Source organism: Streptomyces sp. WAC07094, assembly GCF_036320405.1.
Taxonomy (GTDB): domain Bacteria; phylum Actinomycetota; class Actinomycetes; order Streptomycetales; family Streptomycetaceae; genus Streptomyces; species Streptomyces lannensis.
Genome location: NZ_JAVMJZ010000001.1, coordinates 2520067 through 2538624, shown reverse-complemented (window position 1 = coordinate 2538624; position 18558 = coordinate 2520067). Strand labels below are relative to the sequence as shown.

Annotated in this window: 15 protein-coding genes and 1 tRNA gene; 13 read left to right on the top strand and 3 right to left on the bottom strand. The window is 71.9% G+C overall.

The window, feature by feature from the left end; all coding sequences use genetic code 11:
• The first annotated feature begins 178 nt into the window (after positions 1-178).
• Together whiG and RCR19_RS11030 are read left to right on the top strand one after the other, a co-directional pair.
• Positions 179-1021 carry an RNA polymerase sigma factor WhiG gene (whiG, locus tag RCR19_RS11035; RefSeq protein ID WP_331264984.1) on the top strand — a complete coding sequence of 281 codons (843 nt, stop codon included), beginning with the start codon at positions 179-181 and terminating at the stop codon, positions 1019-1021.
• A 182-nt stretch (positions 1022-1203) separates the two neighbouring features.
• On the top strand, positions 1204-1761 hold the full coding sequence (locus RCR19_RS11030; RefSeq protein ID WP_331269409.1) for a helix-turn-helix domain-containing protein: 558 nt from the start codon (positions 1204-1206) through the stop codon (positions 1759-1761).
• A gap of 49 nt (positions 1762-1810) precedes the next feature.
• Here the strand turns inward: RCR19_RS11030 and RCR19_RS11025 are convergent, their stop codons facing one another.
• A complete protein-coding gene (locus RCR19_RS11025) occupies positions 1811-2410 on the bottom strand; it encodes a M23 family metallopeptidase (protein ID WP_331264983.1) in 600 nt (199 codons plus the stop codon).
• 272 nt (positions 2411-2682) lie between these two features.
• Here RCR19_RS11025 and rpsB point away from each other — a divergent pair, with 272 nt between their 5' ends.
• From rpsB to RCR19_RS11000, 5 genes are all read left to right on the top strand, one after another.
• On the top strand, positions 2683-3609 hold the full coding sequence (gene rpsB, locus RCR19_RS11020) for a 30S ribosomal protein S2 (RefSeq protein ID WP_331264982.1): 927 nt from the start codon (positions 2683-2685) through the stop codon (positions 3607-3609).
• 168 nt (positions 3610-3777) lie between these two features.
• Positions 3778-4614, top strand: coding sequence for a translation elongation factor Ts (gene tsf, locus RCR19_RS11015; RefSeq protein WP_331264981.1), 837 nt, complete (start codon positions 3778-3780; stop codon positions 4612-4614).
• 192 nt (positions 4615-4806) lie between these two features.
• Positions 4807-5565, top strand: coding sequence for a UMP kinase (gene pyrH, locus RCR19_RS11010; protein WP_331264980.1), 759 nt, complete (start codon positions 4807-4809; stop codon positions 5563-5565).
• 162 nt (positions 5566-5727) lie between these two features.
• Positions 5728-6285 (top strand): ribosome recycling factor, encoded by a 558-nt coding sequence (gene frr / locus RCR19_RS11005; RefSeq protein ID WP_059129097.1) that lies wholly within the window; start codon positions 5728-5730, stop codon positions 6283-6285.
• Positions 6285-7409 carry a phosphatidate cytidylyltransferase gene (locus RCR19_RS11000; protein WP_331264979.1) on the top strand — a complete coding sequence of 375 codons (1125 nt, stop codon included), beginning with the start codon at positions 6285-6287 and terminating at the stop codon, positions 7407-7409. Before frr ends, RCR19_RS11000 begins: the two co-directional genes overlap by 1 nt.
• A 97-nt stretch (positions 7410-7506) precedes the next feature.
• Here RCR19_RS11000 and RCR19_RS10995 read toward each other — a convergent pair whose 3' ends face one another.
• Positions 7507-7713, bottom strand: coding sequence for a hypothetical protein (locus RCR19_RS10995; RefSeq protein WP_331264978.1), 207 nt, complete (start codon positions 7711-7713; stop codon positions 7507-7509).
• An 837-nt stretch (positions 7714-8550) separates the two neighbouring features.
• Between RCR19_RS10995 and fdh the strand changes: the two genes are divergently transcribed.
• From fdh to selB, 5 genes are all read left to right on the top strand, one after another.
• Positions 8551-11844 (top strand): formate dehydrogenase, encoded by a 3294-nt coding sequence (fdh, locus tag RCR19_RS10990; RefSeq protein ID WP_331264977.1) that lies wholly within the window; start codon positions 8551-8553, stop codon positions 11842-11844.
• Positions 11841-12860, top strand: a complete 1020-nt coding sequence (locus tag RCR19_RS10985; protein ID WP_331264976.1) for a 4Fe-4S dicluster domain-containing protein — start codon at positions 11841-11843, stop codon at positions 12858-12860. Before fdh ends, RCR19_RS10985 begins: the two co-directional genes overlap by 4 nt.
• On the top strand, positions 12857-13867 hold the full coding sequence (gene nrfD / locus RCR19_RS10980; protein WP_331264975.1) for an NrfD/PsrC family molybdoenzyme membrane anchor subunit: 1011 nt from the start codon (positions 12857-12859) through the stop codon (positions 13865-13867). Before RCR19_RS10985 ends, nrfD begins: the two co-directional genes overlap by 4 nt.
• A gap of 220 nt (positions 13868-14087) precedes the next feature.
• A complete protein-coding gene (gene selA / locus RCR19_RS10975; protein ID WP_331264974.1) occupies positions 14088-15470 on the top strand; it encodes an L-seryl-tRNA(Sec) selenium transferase in 1383 nt (460 codons plus the stop codon).
• Positions 15471-15472: 2 nt separating this feature from the next.
• Positions 15473-17254, top strand: a complete 1782-nt coding sequence (gene selB, locus RCR19_RS10970) for a selenocysteine-specific translation elongation factor (protein WP_331264973.1) — start codon at positions 15473-15475, stop codon at positions 17252-17254.
• 14 nt (positions 17255-17268) lie between these two features.
• On the opposite strand, the gene RCR19_RS10965 is transcribed toward selB, so the two are convergent.
• Positions 17269-17361: transfer RNA gene (locus RCR19_RS10965), tRNA-Sec, on the bottom strand.
• Positions 17362-17473: 112 nt separating this feature from the next.
• Here RCR19_RS10965 and selD point away from each other — a divergent pair.
• Positions 17474-18517 (top strand): selenide, water dikinase SelD, encoded by a 1044-nt coding sequence (gene selD / locus RCR19_RS10960; RefSeq protein WP_331264972.1) that lies wholly within the window; start codon positions 17474-17476, stop codon positions 18515-18517.
• Positions 18518-18558 lie beyond the last annotated feature (41 nt).

The window sequence follows — 18558 nt, the reverse complement described above, 5'->3', positions numbered from 1 at the left end:
GTCCGGGACGGGGCCCGCCGAGGCTGTTCGCGCACGGGTGATCCCTTCCCCTTCGCACACTGCGACACCGCAGTCACGCTACGCTCACGAGGATTCCCACTCAGACAGGCAACTCGACATCAGACCGACAGCTCGCCCAGGCAGCACCGGTTCACAGCAGATCGGCACAAGGCGACGAATGCCCCAGCACACCTCCGGGTCCGACCGGGCGGCGATTCCCCCAGCCGCCCGTGACGGCGGCAGCGTGCGCCCGCCCGCTCCCTCGACACTCGACGAATTGTGGCGGTCGTACAAGGAGACGGGGGACGAGCGGTTACGGGAGCAGCTGATCCTGCACTATTCGCCGCTGGTGAAGTACGTCGCCGGGCGGGTGAGCGTGGGGCTTCCGGCCAATGTGGAGCAGGCGGACTTCGTGTCGTCGGGGGTCTTCGGGCTGATCGACGCGATCGAGAAGTTCGACATCGACCGGGAGATCAAGTTCGAGACGTACGCGATCACGCGGATCCGGGGCGCGATGATCGACGAGCTGCGGGCGCTGGACTGGATCCCGCGGTCGGTCCGGCAGAAGGCGCGCAGCGTGGAGCGGGCGTACGCGACCTTGGAGGCCCGGCTGCGTCGGACGCCGTCCGAGGCCGAGGTGGCCGAGGAGATGGGGATCGGGGTCGAGGATCTCCATGCCGTCTTCAGCCAGTTGTCGCTGGCGAACGTGGTGGCACTGGAGGAACTCCTCCACGTGGGAGGTGAGGGGGGCGATCGGCTGAGCCTGATGGACACCCTAGAGGACACCGCCGCGGACAACCCGGTGGAGGTCGCTGAGGACCGTGAGCTGCGGCGTTTCCTGGCCCGGGCGATCAATACGCTGCCCGACCGGGAGAAGACCGTCGTCACCCTGTACTACTACGAAGGACTCACCCTCGCCGAGATCGGCAATGTGCTGGGAGTGACCGAGAGCCGGGTGAGCCAGATCCACACGAAGTCCGTGCTGCAGCTGAGGGCGAAGCTGGCCGGATTCGGGCGCTGAGCCGGGCGGCGCGAAGTGCGCGCCCCTGCGGAGACGTCGGTGCGCGCGCCCGGTGTGGCCACCATCCGCGCAGGTCACTGCGGCGGACGGAGCATGCGTCCGCGGCATGTGGTGGGAGGGCCTCCCGTGCGGGGCGGACGGTCCGTACAGTGGTTGACGTGCCAAGGATTCGAGCGGCCTCCGTGGCCGAGCACCGGTCGATGCAGCGAGCCGCCCTGCTGGACGCGGCACGGTCCCTTCTGTCCGAGGGCGGTACGGAGGCGCTGACCTTCCCGGCTCTCGCCGAGCGGACGGGGCTGGCGCGGTCTTCCGTGTACGAGTACTTCCGCTCCCGCGCGGCCGTCGTCGAGGAGCTGTGCGCGGTCGACTTCCCCGTATGGGCGGCGGAGGTCGAGGCGGCCATGGCGATGGCGGACGGACCCGAGGCCAAGATCGAGGCGTACGTACGGCGGCAACTGGCGCTGGTGGGGGACCGGCGGCACCGGGCCGTGGTGGCCATCTCCGCGAGTGAGCTCGACGCAGGGGCGCGCGAGAAGATCCGGGCGGCGCACGGCGGGCTCGTGGCGATGATCGTCGATGCTCTGGCCGGAACGCGGCACCGCGAGCCCCGCCTGGCGGCGATGCTGCTGCAGGGCGTGGTCGACGCGGCCGTCCGGCGCATCGAGCTGGGTGCCGCGGAGGACCCGGAGGCCATCACCGAAGCGGCGGTCACGATGGTCCTGCGGGGCGTCAGGGGCTGAGCACACCGCGTCGGCTGCGGCACCACGGACACGGCCGCAGGGGCCGTCTTCAGGGCAACGGCACGTTGTGCAGTGGCAACAAACGGGAGGGACCGGCCCTCAGCAGCCACGGCGGCAGCAGGGCCAGCGGATCCAGATACACCTCCCCTCTCCGCAACCCCCAGTGCAGACAGGCGCGGGGGCAGTGTGCGGTCGGCGTTTCCAGCACGCCCAGCTCCCCGCCGGGCTCCACCTCGTCGCCCTCGCCGACCGACGCGCTGACGGGCTCGTACGTGGTGCGCAGCGGAGGGTCGCCCGTGTCCGCCAGGTCGACCGAGACGACGCCCCGTCCCGCCACCCGCCCCGCGAACACGACCCGGCCCGCGGCCACCGCCCGCACGGGATCGCCGGGCGCCGCCGCCAGGTCCACGCCCCGGTGGCCCGGACCGTACGGACCCGCCGGCGGGTCCCAGCCCCGGAGGATCTCGGGACGCCGTCCCACCGGCCACCCCCGGGCGACGGCGGGTACGTGATCGTCGGCGGCCGGCGGTGGCGCCGTGGCCGGACGCCGCCAGGCCGACGTACCCGCCCAGGCCACGGGGGTCAGCACGCTCGATGTCATCACCAGCAGCACCGCGGACCACGTCCGGGCGCATCGTTCAGCTCGCATGGGGAAACGGTCCCGGACCACGGGTGATCTTGGCTGGATCTGTGGACAACTGCCGGGTTGTGGACAGCGGCGTCATCCGCCGCTCCGCGTGTCCCGTACACTTCTTGTGGCGACCCGGGCCACCGGGTCGACTTCGCACGCCCCGACACCGGGCCCTTACGCAGCCGGTGTCAGCGCCCCTCGGTCCCCAGTGGCACGGCGCATCGCGGGCGTCAGGCGCGGGTGTCATCCGGCACCCGCGGCACAACCGAGAAAACTCAAGGAGAACGGCCATGGCCGTCGTCACGATGCGGGAGCTGCTGGAGAGCGGCGTCCACTTCGGTCACCAGACCCGTCGCTGGAACCCGAAGATGAAGCGCTTCATCTTCACCGAGCGCAACGGCATCTACATCATCGACCTGCTCCAGTCGCTGTCGTACATCGACCGCGCCTACGAGTTCGTCAAGGAGACCGTCGCCCACGGCGGTACGGTCATGTTCGTCGGTACGAAGAAGCAGGCGCAGGAGGCCATCGCCGAGCAGGCCACCCGCGTCGGCATGCCCTACGTCAACCAGCGCTGGCTGGGCGGCATGCTCACCAACTTCTCGACCGTCTACAAGCGTCTGCAGCGCCTCAAGGAGCTCGAGCAGATCGACTTCGAGGACGTCGCGGCCTCCGGTCTGACCAAGAAGGAGCTCCTGGTCCTCTCCCGCGAGAAGGCCAAGCTGGAGAAGACCCTCGGCGGTATCCGCGAGATGCAGAAGGTGCCGAGCGCCGTCTGGATCGTGGACACCAAGAAGGAGCACATCGCGGTCGGCGAGGCCCGCAAGCTCAACATCCCGGTCGTCGCCATCCTCGACACCAACTGCGACCCCGACGAGGTCGACTACAAGATCCCGGGCAACGACGACGCCATCCGCTCCGTCACCCTGCTCACCCGTGTGATCGCCGACGCCGTCGCCGAGGGCCTCATCGCCCGTTCCGGTGTCGCCACCGAGGGCAAGGGCGAGAAGGCCGCGGGCGAGCCGCTCGCCGAGTGGGAGCGCGACCTGCTCGAGGGTGAGAAGAAGGCCGAGGAGGCCCCCGCCGCCGAGGCTGCCGCCGAGGCGCCGGCCGCCGAGGCTGCGGCTCCCGAGGCTGCCGCCGAGGCGCCGGCCGCCGAGGCTGCGGCTCCCGAGGCTGCCGCCGAGACCCCGGCCGCCGAGGGCGAGCAGGCCTGACCTCAGGCCGTTCGGCTGAAGTGAGGGCGGGTGGCGCCGACCGCGCCACCCGCCGTTCACCCGCAGCCCGTAGATCTTCGTAGCCCGTAGATCCTTGGCGGACGCCCGCCCAAGCCGCGGCGGCCGCCGACTTCGAGACTTCGAACTCCGAGAAGAGATTCACAGATCATGGCGAACTACACCGCCGCCGACGTCAAGAAGCTCCGTGAGCTCACCGGCGCCGGCATGATGGACTGCAAGAAGGCGCTGGACGAGGCCGAGGGCAACGTCGAGAAGGCCGTCGAGGCGCTCCGCATCAAGGGCCAGAAGGGCGTCGCCAAGCGCGAGGGCCGCTCCGCCGAGAACGGCGCCGTGGTCTCCATCATCGCCGACGACAACTCCTCCGGTGTCCTCGTCGAGCTGAAGTGCGAGACCGACTTCGTCGCCAAGGGTGACAAGTTCCAGGCCGTCGCCACGGCGATCGCCGAGCACGTCGCCAAGAGCTCCCCGGCCGACCTCGAGGCGCTGCTCGCCTCCGAGATCGAGGCCGGCAAGACCGTCCAGGCGTTCGTCGACGAGGCCAACGCCAACCTCGGCGAGAAGATCGTCCTGGACCGCTTCGCGCAGTTCGCCGACGGCTTCGTGACGGCGTACATGCACCGCACCATGCCCGACCTGCCCCCGCAGATCGGTGTCCTCGTCGAGCTCGACAAGCCGAACGCCGATGTCGCCAAGGGCGTCGCCCAGCACATCGCCGCCTTCGCGCCGAAGTACCTCTCCAAGGAGGAGATCCCGGCCGAGGTCGTCGAGTCCGAGCGCCGTATCGCCGAGGAGACCACCCGCGCCGAGGGCAAGCCCGAGGCCGCGATCGCCAAGATCGTCGAGGGTCGTCTGAACGGCTTCTTCAAGGACGCCACCCTGCTCGGCCAGCCGTACGCGCTGGACAACAAGAAGTCCGTCCAGAAGGTTCTGGACGAGGCGGGTGTCACCCTGAAGCGCTTCACGCGCATCAAGGTCGGCATCTGAGTCCGTACCGCGATCGACGGGCGACCCCGATAGGGTCGTAAGCAGTCGTCCGTGCAGTTCGCGTATGCCGTCCCGCACGCACGCGTGACGGACGACAGCAGATCTGACGAGGAGGCCATTGCCGCGCATGGGTTGCGAACGACACCCCACCGGCAATGGCCTTCTTCGTATGTGCACCACGAGGAGATCTCCATGACCACCAAGGCCGAGAAGAGCGACGACGGCAAAGTACGCGGCCGCTTTCTGCTGAAGCTGTCCGGAGAGGCTTTCTCCGGCGGGACCGGACTCGGCGTCGACCCCGACGTGGTGCACGCCATCGCCCGTGAGATCGCGGCCGTGGTGCGCGACGGTTCGCAGATCGCCGTCGTCATCGGCGGCGGCAACTTCTTCCGCGGGGCCGAGCTTCAGCAGCGCGGCATGGACCGTGCCCGTTCCGACTACATGGGCATGCTCGGCACGGTCATGAACTGCCTCGCCCTCCAGGACTTTCTGGAGAAGGAGGGCATCGACTCGCGGGTGCAGACCGCCATCACCATGGGCCAGGTCGCCGAGCCGTACATTCCGCTGCGTGCCGTGCGCCACCTGGAGAAGGGCCGCGTGGTCATCTTCGGCGCCGGTATGGGCATGCCGTACTTCTCGACCGACACGACCGCCGCGCAGCGTGCCCTGGAGATCGACGCCGAGGCGTTGCTCATGGGCAAGAACGGGGTGGACGGGGTCTACGACTCCGACCCGAAGACCAACCCCGAGGCCGTCAAGTTCGACTCGCTCAGCTACGGCGAGGTCATCACCCGGGACCTCAAGGTCGCCGACATGACCGCGATCACGCTGTGCCGGGACAACAAGCTGCCCATCCTGGTCTTCGAGCTCCTGGCGGAGGGCAATATCGCACGGGCCGTCAAGGGTGAGAAGATCGGCACACTCGTGGGTGACCAAGACAGCCGGAACTGACCGGCGGGCAGACCTGTTCGGGGTGAACCCCGTCCGGACGACGGACCCTGACCGGGGGATGGACAATGGTCTACCGGTCCGGAACCGTGCAGGAAGAAGACGCGACGCAGCCGGCCGCCGCCCACGGATGCCGGGCCTACTCAAGACACGCAGGAGCAAGTGGTGATCGAAGAGACCCTCCTCGAGGCCGAGGAGAAGATGGAGAAGGCCGTCGTGGTCGCCAAGGAGGACTTCGCCGCGATCCGCACCGGTCGTGCGCACCCGGCGATGTTCAACAAGATCGTGGCCGACTACTACGGCGCACCGACGCCGATCAACCAGCTGGCCTCGTTCTCCGTGCCGGAGCCGCGCATGGCCGTCGTGACGCCCTTCGACAAGAGCGCACTGCGCAACATCGAGCAGGCGATCCGTGACTCCGACCTGGGCGTCAACCCGAGCAATGACGGCAACATCATCCGTGTGGTGTTCCCCGAGCTCACCGAGGAGCGCCGCCGCGAGTACATCAAGGTCGCCAAGGGCAAGGGCGAGGACGCCAAGGTCGCGATCCGCTCCGTGCGTCGCAAGGCCAAGGACGCCATCGACAAGCTCGTCAAGGACGGCGAGGTCGGCGAGGACGAGGGCCGCCGTGCGGAGAAGGAGCTCGACGACACCACCGCGAAGTACGTCGCGCAGGTGGACGAGCTGCTCAAGCACAAGGAAGCGGAGCTTCTCGAGGTCTGATGAACGACTCTTCCTGGGGGGCGCCGCCACAGACCGGGTACTGGGGACCCGCCGACCAGGGGCCGGCTCACGGCCCCGGCCCGGCGGGTTCCGCGTACGATGCGCATGACGCCCAGCAGACTCGCCCCATGCCCATCGTGCCCGAGGTACCCGCACCCGGCGGAGACCAGGATGACGGCCGGGGGGCCGCTCGGGTGAGCGGCCCCTTGTTCCGAGACGAGACGCTGCAGGCGCCGTCCCACTGGGCGGTACCTGAGAATCCGGAGCCCATGCCCGACGCCCCACAGCCGGCGCCCGCGCCGCAGAAGAAGAGCGCGGGCCGTGACCTGGGTGCGGCCATAGGGGTCGGCGTCGGGCTCGGCATCGTGATCGTGGCGTCACTGTTCATCGTCAAGGCTGTTTTCGTCGGCGTCGTGGCGGTCGCCGTGGTGGTGGGCCTGTGGGAGCTGACGAAGCGGCTCGAGGAGCGCAAGGGCATCAAGGCGCCCCTCGTACCGCTGGCGGTCGGCGGTGCGGCGATGGTCGTCGCCGGCTATGTGCGTGGCGCCGAGGGCGCCTGGGTGGCGATGGCGCTGACGGCGCTCGCGATCCTCGTCTGGCGCATGACGGAGCCACCGGACGGCTATCTCAAGGATGTGACGGCGGGCCTCTTCGCCGCCTTCTACGTGCCCTTCCTGGCCACGTTCGTGTCCTTGATGCTGACGGCGGACGACGGCCCGCGGCGCGTTCTGACCTTCCTCGTTCTGACGGTCGTCAGCGACACGGGCGCCTACGCGATCGGCTGGCGCTTCGGCAAGCACAAGCTCGCGCCACGCATCAGCCCCGGCAAGACCCGCGAGGGACTCATCGGTGCGGTCACCTTCGCGATAGTCGCGGGCGCGCTGTGCATGCAGTTCCTGATCGACGGCGGCTCCTGGTGGCAGGGACTGCTGCTCGGTCTCGCGGTCGCGGCCAGCGCCACACTCGGCGACCTGGGCGAGTCCATGATCAAGCGCGACCTCGGCATCAAGGACATGGGCACCCTGCTGCCGGGACACGGCGGCATCATGGACCGCCTCGACTCGCTCCTGCCGACGGCGCCCGTGGTGTGGCTGCTGCTCGTCCTCTTCGTCGGCAACGGCTGACGGATCGTTCCGCACGCCACCGACCCGCGCTTCACGGTCTCGAGGCCCGCCGTCCACCGGACGGCGGGCCTCTCGCGTTCACCGGCTGCCGGTTCGGTCATTCCGGCCATACGTCCGGTCCACCCCCGCGCCACTCGATCAGGTCCGACGTCCGTGCGTCGACGTCCTCGAGTCCGGCCCGCCTCAGGAACTCCTCGACGTCCCGGGGCTCCTGGGCCAGACCGAGGTTCACCGCCTCCACCGTCACCCGGCGTCCGCCGCCCGGCGACGGCTGATGCACCACCACAGGTCGCTTTGGGGACATGCCCACAGGATCATCCGTCCCTTCCCTGACATGTATCCGGGCACGGTGTCACGGCAGCCGTGTGACCGTGACCCCTTTGATGGATCCGAGCGTGGACACGAACGCTGTCTCCGCCCGTGGCGCGCGCTCGCCGACGCTCGCCGCGGGGGTGCGTCGAGCGCCTGCGCAGACGGGACGCCGGACCGGCCGGCCGCGTTCGGTCACGGTCCGGCAGCCGGCCACGGGGCCCGCTCGATCGGCTGTTCCCAGCGGTCCGGCCGGGCCGGCGACGCTATCGCCTGCGGGATCGCCGCACACGGTGCGAAGTGTCGTGGGGCCGGGGCGGGGCGGCGAGTATTCGCTCATGTATTCGATTCTAGGTCTCTTCGCCTCATCGGTACCACGGGCCCCCTGAGCGGTTCCGTTCGCTGGCCCGTCTGCCGCAGGGCGGCCGCTTCGACCTGCCCCGATGTTGGGGGCGGCCCTGTGGGGCGGAGTGCGGCGCAGGCATCGCCGGCTCGAGTCGGTGGCGCAGGACCGTCACGCTCGGGGTCCTGCGGGACGCTCGCATGGGAAGCCCGGGATGACGGCGCGGCCCGACGGTCGAGGCGGCCGAGGAGTACGCCGACGGTCGGGATGCCGGCGGTCGGATTGCCGACCGGCGGCGGGCCAGGAGCGCCCCCCGGCCCTGACGCCGGGGACGCCGACCGGTGTCGGTGTCAGGCATGTCGACCGCCCCGGTTGCTCGATGGCCGGGGTACCTGCCCGCCCCGATCCCGGGTGTGCCGGACTTGCGGGCGGCCGGTCGGCCGGTAGCGTCGACAGCAGGCGGGGGCCACCGCACGAAGGAGCAGGCGGATGGGCGTGAAGCGCTGGATCGAGGCCTGGCCCGTCTACCGGCAGCTCACCGGGACGGACCCGCTGGGCCGGGGCAAGGCCGCGCAGTCGGCCCGTTCGGCCGGGCTCACCTCCCGTACGGAGAGCGCCGACCGGGTGGCCGGATCGGTGTGCCCGTACTGCGCCGTGGGCTGTGCGCAGCGCGTCTTCGTCAAGGACGGGAAGGTCGTCCAGATCGAGGGCAACCCGGACAGCCCCATCTCCCGCGGCCGGCTGTGCCCGAAGGGCTCGGCGAGCAAGCAGTTGGTCACCGGTCCGCAGCGGGAGCAGCGTGTGCTCTACCGCCCGCCGTACGGCACCGCCTGGCAGGAACTGGACCTGGACACGGCCATGGACATGGTGGTCGACCGGGTGCTCGACGCACGGCGCAAGGGCTGGCAGGACACCGACGCGGACGGCAGGCCGCTGCGCCGCACCATGGGTCTGGCCAGTCTCGGCGGGGCGACGCTGGACAACGAGGAGAACTACCTCATCAAGAAGTTGTTCACCGCCCTGGGTGCCCTGCAGATCGAGAACCAGGCCCGTATTTGACACTCCGCCACGGTTCCCGGTCTGGGAGCCTCGTTCGGACGTGGTGGTGCCACCGACTACCAGCAGGACCTGATCAACTCCGACTGCATCATCATCATGGGCTCCAACATGGCGGAGGCCCACCCCGTCGGGTTCCAGTGGGTCATCGAGGCCAAGGCACGAGGCGCCAAGGTCATCCACATCGACCCGCGGTTCACCCGGACGAGCGCGCACGCCGACCAGCACGTCACGCTGCGGGCGGGCACCGACATCGCCTTCCTCGGCGGCGTGATCAATTACATCCTCACGCACGACCTGGACTTCCGGGAGTACGTGCGGGCGTACACGAACGCGCCCTTCCTGCTGAGCGAGCGGTACCGGGACACCGAGGACCTGGACGGGCTGTTCAGCGGCTACGACCCGCAGACCGCGTCCTACGACGCGTCGAGCTGGTCCTATGCGAGCACGCCCATGGACGAGCAGCCGGGCCACCACCTCAAGGAGGTGTCCGCCCCCTACCAGCACGGCGCGGGCGGCCCGTTCATAGAGGGGGCCGCGGGCGGCATCGAGTCCGACCCCGCGCTGGAGCACCCGCGCTGTGTGTTCCAGGTGCTCAAGCGGCACTTCTCCCGCTACACCCCCGAGATGGTGGAGCGGATCTGCGGTGTGCCGCAGGAGCTGTTCCTCGATGTGTGCCGGGCCTGGACGGAGAACTCCGGCCGGGAGCGCACCACCGCGCTGGTGTACAGCGTGGGCTGGACCCAGCACTCGGTGGGCGCCCAGTTCATCCGGGCCGGATCGATCGTCCAGCTGCTGCTGGGCAACATCGGGCGCCCGGGCGGCGGGATCTTCGCGCTGCGCGGCCACGCCAGCATCCAGGGCTCCACGGACGTGCCCACGCTGTTCAATCTGCTGCCGGGATACCTGCCGATGCCGGACACCACCCACGAGGACCTGGCCACCTATCTGGGCGGGGTCCGCGGCCGGGGCCAGAAGGGGTTCTGGGGCGCCGCCGACGCCTATATGGTCTCCCTGCTCAAGGAGTACTGGGGCGACGCGGCGACGGCCGAGAACGACTACTGCTTCGACTACCTGCCCCGGATCAACGGCGATCACGGCACCTACCGCACCGTGATGGACATGGTCGACGGCGGAAAGGTCTTCGGCTACTTCCTCCTTGGACAGAATCCCGCGGTCGGCTCGGCGCACGGCCGGCTGCAACGCCTGGGCATGGCGAACCTCGACTGGCTGGTCGTGCGCGATCTCGCCATGATCGAGAGCGCCACGTTCTGGAAGGACGCACCGGAGATCGAGACCGGGGAGATCGTCACCGAGAAGTGCCGTACGGAGGTCTTCTTCTTCCCCGCGGCCTCGCACGTGGAGAAGGCCGGCACCTTCACACAGACGCAACGCATGCTCCAGTGGCGCGACCAGGCCGTCGAACCGTCCGGTGACCAGCGGTCGGAGCTGTGGTTCTTCCACCAGCTCGGGGTGCGGCTGAAGGAGAAGCTGGCCGGCTCGGCCGACGAGCGCGACCGCCCCTTGCTGGACCTGGCCTGGGACTACGAGACGGAGGGCGACGAGCCGTCCCCGTCGGACGTGCTGCGCCACATCAACGGCATCGACCTGAACACCGGCCGGACGGTCGACGGTTATCTCGACCTCAAGGCCGACGGCACCACCGCCTGCGGCTGCTGGATCTACAGCGGCGTGTACGCGGGGGAGACCAACCAGTCCCGCCGGCGCACCTCCCGTTTCGAGACGGGCCCGTACGACGCGGAGTGGGGCTGGACATGGCCCCTCAACCGGCGGGTGCTGTACAACCGCGCCTCCGCCGACCCGCAGGGGCGGCCCTGGAGCGAGCGGAAGAAGCTGGTCTGGTGGGACGCGGAGGCCGGTGAGTGGACCGGCCACGACACTCCCGACTTCGAGAAGAACAAGCCGCCGGACTACAAGGCCCCGGAGGGGGCGTCGGGCGTTCAGGCGCTCGACGGGGACGACGCGTTCATCATGATGCGCGACGGGAAGGGCTGGCTGTTCGCCCCGGCCGGACTCGCCGACGGTCCGATGCCCACGCACTACGAGCCGCACGAGTCGCCGATGCGCAACCTGCTCTACGGACAGCAGGGCAACCCCGTGCGCAAGGTCTACGGGCGCCCCGACAACCCCTCCAACCCCGCCCCGCCCGAGGCTCACTCCGAGGTGTTCCCGTTCGTGTTCACCGCGGCGCGGCTGACCGAGCACCACACGGCGGGTGCGATGAGCCGGCAGCTGCCCTACCTGGCCGAGCTCCAGCCGGAGTTGTTCGTGGAGGTCTCGCCCGAGCTGGCGGTCGAGCGCGGGCTGCACCATCTGGACTGGGCCCATGTGATCACCAGCAGGACCGCTGTCGACGCCCGCGTCGTGGTGACCGACCGGATGGCGCCCCTGCGCGTCGACGGCCGGGTGGTGCACCAGGTGTGGATGCCCTACCACTGGGGCCAGACCGGGCTCACCAAGGGCGACGTGGTCAACGACCTGATCGGCGTGGTGGCCGACCCGAACGTCTTCATCCAGGAGAGCAAGGTGCTGACCTGCGACGTGCGTCCGGGGCGGCGCCCGAGGGGACCGGCCCTGCTCGAGTACGTCGCGGACTACCGCCGCCGGGCGGGCATCACGACCGAGACCGGCACTCGCATAGCGACGGCCGACGGCCACGTCGAGCGGGCGCACATCGAATCGGACCGGCCCGAGGAGCCGTCATGACAGCCGAGAACAGCTTCTACGGGCCGCTCGAGGATCCCGCAGGTGATGCCGGCCACCGTGAGCATCCGCCCCGGATGGGCTTCTTCACCGACACCTCCGTGTGCATCGGCTGCAAGGCGTGCGAGGTGGCCTGCAAGGAGTGGAACGGCATCCCCGAGGACGGCATCGACCTGCTGGGCATGTCCTTCGACAACACCGGCATGCTGGGCGCGAGTTCCTGGCGGCACGTCGCCTTCATCGAGCAGGAACGCCCGCTCGGCCGGCAGGACGCGGGCCTGGCCGACCTGCCCGTCGGGCCGTCCAGCACCGAGGAGGCCGAGGAGGTGGTGGCGGACGCCCTGGAGGTCGCCAGACGAGGCGGCGGCGACCTCGGCACGGCCCCGGTGGACCTCGGCTTCCCCTCCTTCGACCTCCCTGGTGCGGGCACGGGCACGGAGACCCGTACCCAGTTCCGCTGGCTGATGTCCTCCGACGTGTGCAAGCACTGCACGCACGCCGGATGTCTGGACGTGTGTCCCACCGGCGCCCTGTTCCGCACCGAGTTCGGCACGGTCGTGGTGCAGCCCGACATCTGCAACGGCTGCGGCTACTGCGTGTCGGGCTGCCCGTACGGCGTCATCGACCGGCGCCCCGACGACGGCCGGGCCTGGAAGTGCACCATGTGCTACGACCGGCTGCGCGACGGGCTGGAACCGGCCTGCGCCAAGGCCTGCCCGACTGACTCCATCCAGTTCGGCCCGCTGGACGAGCTGCGCCGGAATGCGGACCGGCGCCTGGCGGCCCTGCACGAGGCCGGAGTGACCGAGGCCCAGCTCTACGGCCGTGACCCCGAGGACGGCGTGGGCGGCGACGGCGCGTTCTTCCTGCTGCTCGACGACCCGGAGGTGTACGGGCTCCCGCCGGACCCCGTCGTGCCGACCCGCGACCTGATGTCGATGTGGAAGCACGCGGGTGTGGCGGCGTCGGCGCTGCTGGCCGTCTCGGCGGCGGTCTTCGTGCGCGGGGGACGACGGTGAGCCGCGACGGGGCCGTGCGCCAGGGCCGCGGCGGCCGGGACGACGACGGCGGCCGTGAGCGGTCCATGGTGCCGAGGGCGACGTTCCGCTCCTACTACGGGCGTCCGGTCCTCAAACCCCCGGTGTGGGAGTGGAAGATCCCCGCGTACCTCTTCACCGGCGGGCTGTCGGCCGGGGCCGCGCTGCTCGCGGCCGGGGCGGATCTGACGGACCGTCCCGAACTGCGCAGGACCGCACGGGTCGGCGGGTTCGCCGCCCTGCTCGCGAGCATGTACCTGCTGGTCGCGGACCTCGGCCGGCCCGAGCGCTTCCACCACATGCTGCGGGTCGCCAAGCCGAGTTCGCCGATGTCCGTCGGCACGTGGATCCTCGTGGCCTACGGGCCCGGCAGCGCCCTGGCGGCCACCGCCGAGGTGCTGCCCGCCGCCGTGCGCGGCACTTTGCCCGGGCGGCTGCTGCGGCTGGCCGCGCGCCCCGCGGGCCTGTCCGCGGCCGTCTTCGCCCCCGGGGTCGCCTCGTACACGGCGGTCCTGCTGTCGCAGACGGCGGTGCCGGCGTGGCACGACGCCCGTCGAGAGCTGCCGTTCGTCTTCACCGGCTCCGCGGCCGCCAGCGCGGCCGGTCTCGGCATGCTGACGGCACCGGTGGCCGAGGCCGGCCCGGCACGGCGGCTCGGTGCGGTCGGCGCGGCGGCCGAGATCGTCGCGTCGCGGCTCATCGACCGGCGGCCGGGCCTGGTGACGCAGGCGTACACCACCGGCCGGCCGCACCGTCTGCGCAAGGCCTCCGAGTACCTCACCCTGGGCGGCGCGATGACCGCGCTGACCCTCGCCCGCCGCAGCCGCGTCGCCGCCGCGGTGGGCGGACTGGCCCTGATGGCGGGCAGTGTCCTGCAGCGCTTCGGCACCTTCGAGGCGGGCGTGACCTCCACGAAGGACCCGGCGTACGTGGTGGAACCGCAACGCCGTCGCCTCCAGGCCCGCGAGGAGGGCCGCGACGAGGAGTGACACGGGTGGGGGTGCGCCGGTGCGGGTGCCCCGCGTGCCGCGCGCTCGACCGGCTGCCCTGCCGACACGGGTGCGGGCCGTCGTCCGCCGCGTCCCGGACGGACCGCGCGTCGGCGCCCCCGCGCCGAACGGCCGTCACCCCGGTGTGGCGCACGCCCCGTCGGTCGCCTCGGCCGTAACCTGACGGGGTTTCAGCAGGGCCAGAGCGAGGGTGCACGAGATGGACCGCGACCACGCCTCCGCCGGACGGGCCCCCGCCGCGCACACGGTCCCGGACGTGGACGAACGGCGGCGGCTGCCGCGCACCGATGTGCTGCTGGCCGATCCCCGGCTCGTCGCGGCGGCGGAGCGACTGGGGAGGGGGCTGGTCAAGGACGTGGTCACCGGGGTGCAGGCGCGGGCCCGGGCGGGTGAGGTGCCCGTCGGCGAGGTCGCCGATCACGCGGTCGCCGCCCTGCCCGCCACGGCGTGCGCGTTGCGTCCGGTGATCAACGCCACCGGGGTCCTGCTGCACACCAATCTGGGCCGGGCCGCCCTCTCCGCCGCAGCCAGGGAGGCGGTGCTCGCCGCCTCGGGGACCACCGACGTGGAACTCGATCTCGCCACCGGCGCCCGTTCCCGACGGGGCCGGTCCGCACTGGACGCACTGCTGCGCGCCGTGCCGGCCGCCGGGGCCGCCCACGTGGTCAACAACGGCGCGGCCGCCCTGGTACTGGCCGCCACCGCCCTCGCCCAAGGGCGGGAGATCATCGTCAGCCGGGGCGAGATGGTGGAGATCGGCGACGGCTTCCGCCTGCCCGATCTGCTGGTCTCCACCGGCGCCCGGCTGCGGGAGGTCGGCACGACCAACCGCACCACGCGCGCCGACTACGCCGCGGCCGTCGGTCCCGACACCGGCTTCGTCCTGAAGGTGCACCCCTCCAACTTCCGTGTCACCGGCTTCACCCGGGAGGCGTCGGTGGCCGAACTGGCCGCACTCGGTGTGCCCGTGGTGGCGGACATCGGCTCGGGACTGCTCGCCCCGGATCCGGTGCTGCCCGGGGAGCCCGACGCGGCGAGCCGGCTGCGCGCCGGGGCGTCCCTGGTGACCGCCAGCGGCGACAAACTGCTCGGCGGACCGCAGTGCGGACTCGTGCTGGGCGACACCGAATTGGTACGCAGGCTGGCCCGGCACCCGCTGGCCCGCGCGGTGCGCGTGGACAAACTGACGCTCGCGGCACTGGAGGCGACCGTGCGCGGCCCCGACACCCCGACCCGGACCGCCCTGCACGCCGATCCCGCCCGGCTGCGGCAGCGCGCCGAACGCCTCGCGGCCGAGTTGCGCGCGGACGGGATCGACAGCCGCGCCGTCGGCACCGACGCGGTGGTCGGCGGGGGCGGCGCACCCGGGGTGACGCTGCCGAGCGCGGCCGTCTCGCTGCCCGCCCGGTACGCGGCCCCGCTGCGGGGCGCGGACCCCGCCGTGCTGGCCCGCGTCGAGGAGGGCCGCTGCCTGCTGGACGTGCGGGCGGTGCCGGAGGATGCCGACGCGGCCCTCGCCGCGGCGGTGCGCCGGGCGGCGGTCGCGCGGGAGGCGCCGGATGTGCCGGGAAGGGGGGCCTGACGGTGCATGTCCTCGCCACCGCGGGCCACGTCGATCACGGCAAGTCGGCGCTGCTGCGCGCACTGACCGGCATGGAGCCCGACCGCTGGGAGGAGGAGCGGCGCCGGGGCATGACGCTCGACCTCGGCTTCGTGTGGACGCGGCTGCCCGGCGCCGGCGACCTCGCCTTCGTGGACGTACCGGGGCACGAGCGCCTGGTGGGCAACATGCTGGCGGGTGTGGGCCCGGTGCCCGCCGTCCTCTTCGTCGTCGCAGCCGACCAGGGCTGGCAGCCGCAGTCCGAGGAGCACCTGGCCGTCCTGGACGCCCTCGGGGTGCGGCACGGTGTGCTCGTCGTGTCCCGCAGCGACCTCGCCGATCCGGGCGCCGCTCGCGACCAGGCACTGGCCCGGATCGCCGAGTCCTCCCTCGGCAAGGTGCCCGCCGTGGCCGTCAGCGCGGTGACCGGCGCGGGCCTGGACGCACTTCGTACGGCCCTGGGCAGGCTGGCCGGCGAGCTGCCCGAGCCCGACCGCGACGCGGACGTCCGCCTCTGGGTGGACCGCGCGTTCACGGTGCGGGGCCGTGGCACCGTCGTCACCGGCACCCTCGGCGCGGGCACCGTGCGCGTCGGCGACCGGCTCCGGCTCGCCCGCGACGGCGCGGTGTTGCGGGTGCGCGGCCTGGAGTCCCTGAAGGAACCGCGGGAGGAGGCCGGCGCGGTCGCCCGGGTGGCGGTCAATGTGACCGGACCCGGCGCCGGTGGCCTGCGCCGCGGGGACGCACTGCTCACTTCGGACCGCTGGCTGACGACCGACACCGTCGACGTACGGCTGCGCGGCGACCCGGCCCGCGAGCTGCCGCGTGAACTGACGCTGCACGTGGGCACCGCCGCCGTACCGGTGACGGTCCGTCCGCTCGGCGAGGACACCGCACGGCTGCGGACGGCCGCACCGCTGCCGCTGCGGGTCGGCGACTCCGCACTGCTGCGCGACCCCGGACGGCATCGCGTTCCGGCGGGGATCACCGTGCTGGACGTTCGTCCACCGCGCCTGACCAGGCGGGGCGCGGCGGCCGCGCGTGAGCGGGAGCTGCGGGCGGCGCGCGGTGCCGCCGACGAGGCGGGGGAGCTGCGCCGCCGCGGTCTGGTCCGCCGCTCCGAGCTCCTCGCCATGGGGGTGCCGCCGACCGCCGATCCCGTCGCCGGGGAATGGCTCGCGGACCCCGCGCACTGGGAGGAACTGCGCGAGCGGCTCGGCCGCGTCGTCGAGGACCACGCCGCTCGCAACCCGCTCGAGCCCGGCATGCCCTTGGAGGCGGCACGGCAGGCGCTCGGCCTGCCCGAACGCGCGCTCGTCGAGGCACTGCTGGAACGGTCGCCGGGGTTGGGCCACAGCGACGGCCGCCTCTACGGCAGCCGTGCCCGTCCCGCGCTGCCGGCCCGGGCCGAGGCCGCCGTCGAGGCGGTACGCGCCGATCTCGCCCGTGCGCCGTTCCGCGCACCGGAGGCCGAACGGCTGCGGGAACTGGGTCTGACGCCCAAGCTGCTGGCGGCCGCCGAGGCGGCGGGCGAACTGCTGCGGATCGGCGAGGGCATCGTGCTGCTGCCGGGGGCGGACACACGGGCCGCGGCCGTGCTGGCGCGGCTGGCACAGCCGTTCACCGCGAGTCAGGCGCGCCGGGCGCTGGACACCACGCGCCGGGTCGTGATCCCGCTGCTTGAGTACCTGGACGAGCGCGGTCGCACCGTCCGTGTGGACGGCACGCTGCGCCGCTGCCGCGCGGTGGGCCCGGGCGATGGCTGACACGGACGGGACGGCGGAGACGGACGGGAATCGAACCCGCCTGCCCGAGTTGCTCGGACACCTCGGTTTTGAAGACCGGGAGGGCCACCAGGCGCCTTTACGTCTCCCCTCAGGCCGTCGTCGAGGGCTCGCCCCGGCCACGCCCATCGAACCCGCGCCCCCAGGACGTGTCAACGCGCCACACGGCGCGACCTCCCAGGTGAAAGGACCAGGACGGCCATGACGGGTATGGAGACCGGCGTCCGGCAGGAGACCGTGCGCCTCACGCAGTACGCGCACGGCGGCGGCTGCGCCTGCAAGATCCCTCCGGGGGAGCTTGAGGAGATCGTGGCCGGGCTGACGCCCGCCGGAGGGGGCGGCGAACGGGCGGGCGATCTGCTCGTGGGCATCGACACCGGCGACGACGCGGCCGTCGTCCGGATGCCGGGCGGCCCGGATGCACCCGCCGTCGTCACCACCGCGGACTTCTTCACCCCGGTGGTGGACGATCCGTACGACTGGGGCCGCATCGCCGCCGCCAACGCGCTCTCGGACGTCTACGCGATGGGCGGCACACCGCTCGTGGCGGTCAACCTGCTGTGCTGGCCGCGCGACCTGCTGCCGTTCGATCTGGCGCGCGAGGTGCTGCGGGGCGGGCTGGATGTCGCCACGGCGGCCGGGTGCGCGGTGGCGGGCGGTCACAGCGTCGACGACCCGGAACCCAAGTACGGGATGGCCGTGACCGGCACCGCCGACCCGGCGCGACTGCTGCGCAACGACGCCGGGCGGCCGGGAACGCCGTTGTCGCTGACCAAGCCGCTGGGACTGGGGGTGCTCAACAACCGTCACAAGACGACCGGCGAGGTCTTCCCGCAGGCGGTGGAGACGATGGCGGCGCTCAACCGCGACGCGTCGCGGGCCGCACTCGCGGCGGGCGCGGTCTGCGCCACCGACGTCACCGGATTCGGCCTGCTGGGACATCTGTACAAACTGGCGCGCGCCTCGGGGGTGACCGCAGTCGTCGACCCCGCCGCGGTCCCCTTCCTCGACGGCGCGTGGGACGCCGCCCGGGCCGGGCACATCAGCGGCGGCACCCGCCGCAACCTCGAATGGGTCGCCCCGCACACGGACTTCGGCCGCACCGACGAACTGACCCGGCTCCTGCTCGCCGACGCCCAGACCTCCGGCGGCCTTCTGGTCGCCGGTGAGGTGCCGGGCGCCCCGGTGATCGGCGAACTCGTACCGGCAGGACCGCACCGGCTGGTCGTCGGCGGACGGGGGTGATGCTCGGGGCCGGTGCCATCCGTCCGGGGCTCCTGCCCCTC

Coding starts and splice junctions, on each gene's coding strand:
- whiG (WP_331264984.1), top strand. CDS start 179: ATGCCCCAGCACACCTCCGGGTCCGACCGGGCGGCGATTCCCCCAGCC.
- RCR19_RS11025 (WP_331264983.1), bottom strand. CDS start 2,410: ATGCGAGCTGAACGATGCGCCCGGACGTGGTCCGCGGTGCTGCTGGTG.
- rpsB (WP_331264982.1), top strand. CDS start 2,683: ATGGCCGTCGTCACGATGCGGGAGCTGCTGGAGAGCGGCGTCCACTTC.
- tsf (WP_331264981.1), top strand. CDS start 3,778: ATGGCGAACTACACCGCCGCCGACGTCAAGAAGCTCCGTGAGCTCACC.
- pyrH (WP_331264980.1), top strand. CDS start 4,807: ATGACCACCAAGGCCGAGAAGAGCGACGACGGCAAAGTACGCGGCCGC.
- RCR19_RS11000 (WP_331264979.1), top strand. CDS start 6,285: ATGAACGACTCTTCCTGGGGGGCGCCGCCACAGACCGGGTACTGGGGA.
- RCR19_RS10995 (WP_331264978.1), bottom strand. CDS start 7,713: ATGTCCCCAAAGCGACCTGTGGTGGTGCATCAGCCGTCGCCGGGCGGC.
- RCR19_RS10985 (WP_331264976.1), top strand. CDS start 11,841: ATGACAGCCGAGAACAGCTTCTACGGGCCGCTCGAGGATCCCGCAGGT.
- selA (WP_331264974.1), top strand. CDS start 14,088: ATGGACCGCGACCACGCCTCCGCCGGACGGGCCCCCGCCGCGCACACG.
- selD (WP_331264972.1), top strand. CDS start 17,474: ATGACGGGTATGGAGACCGGCGTCCGGCAGGAGACCGTGCGCCTCACG.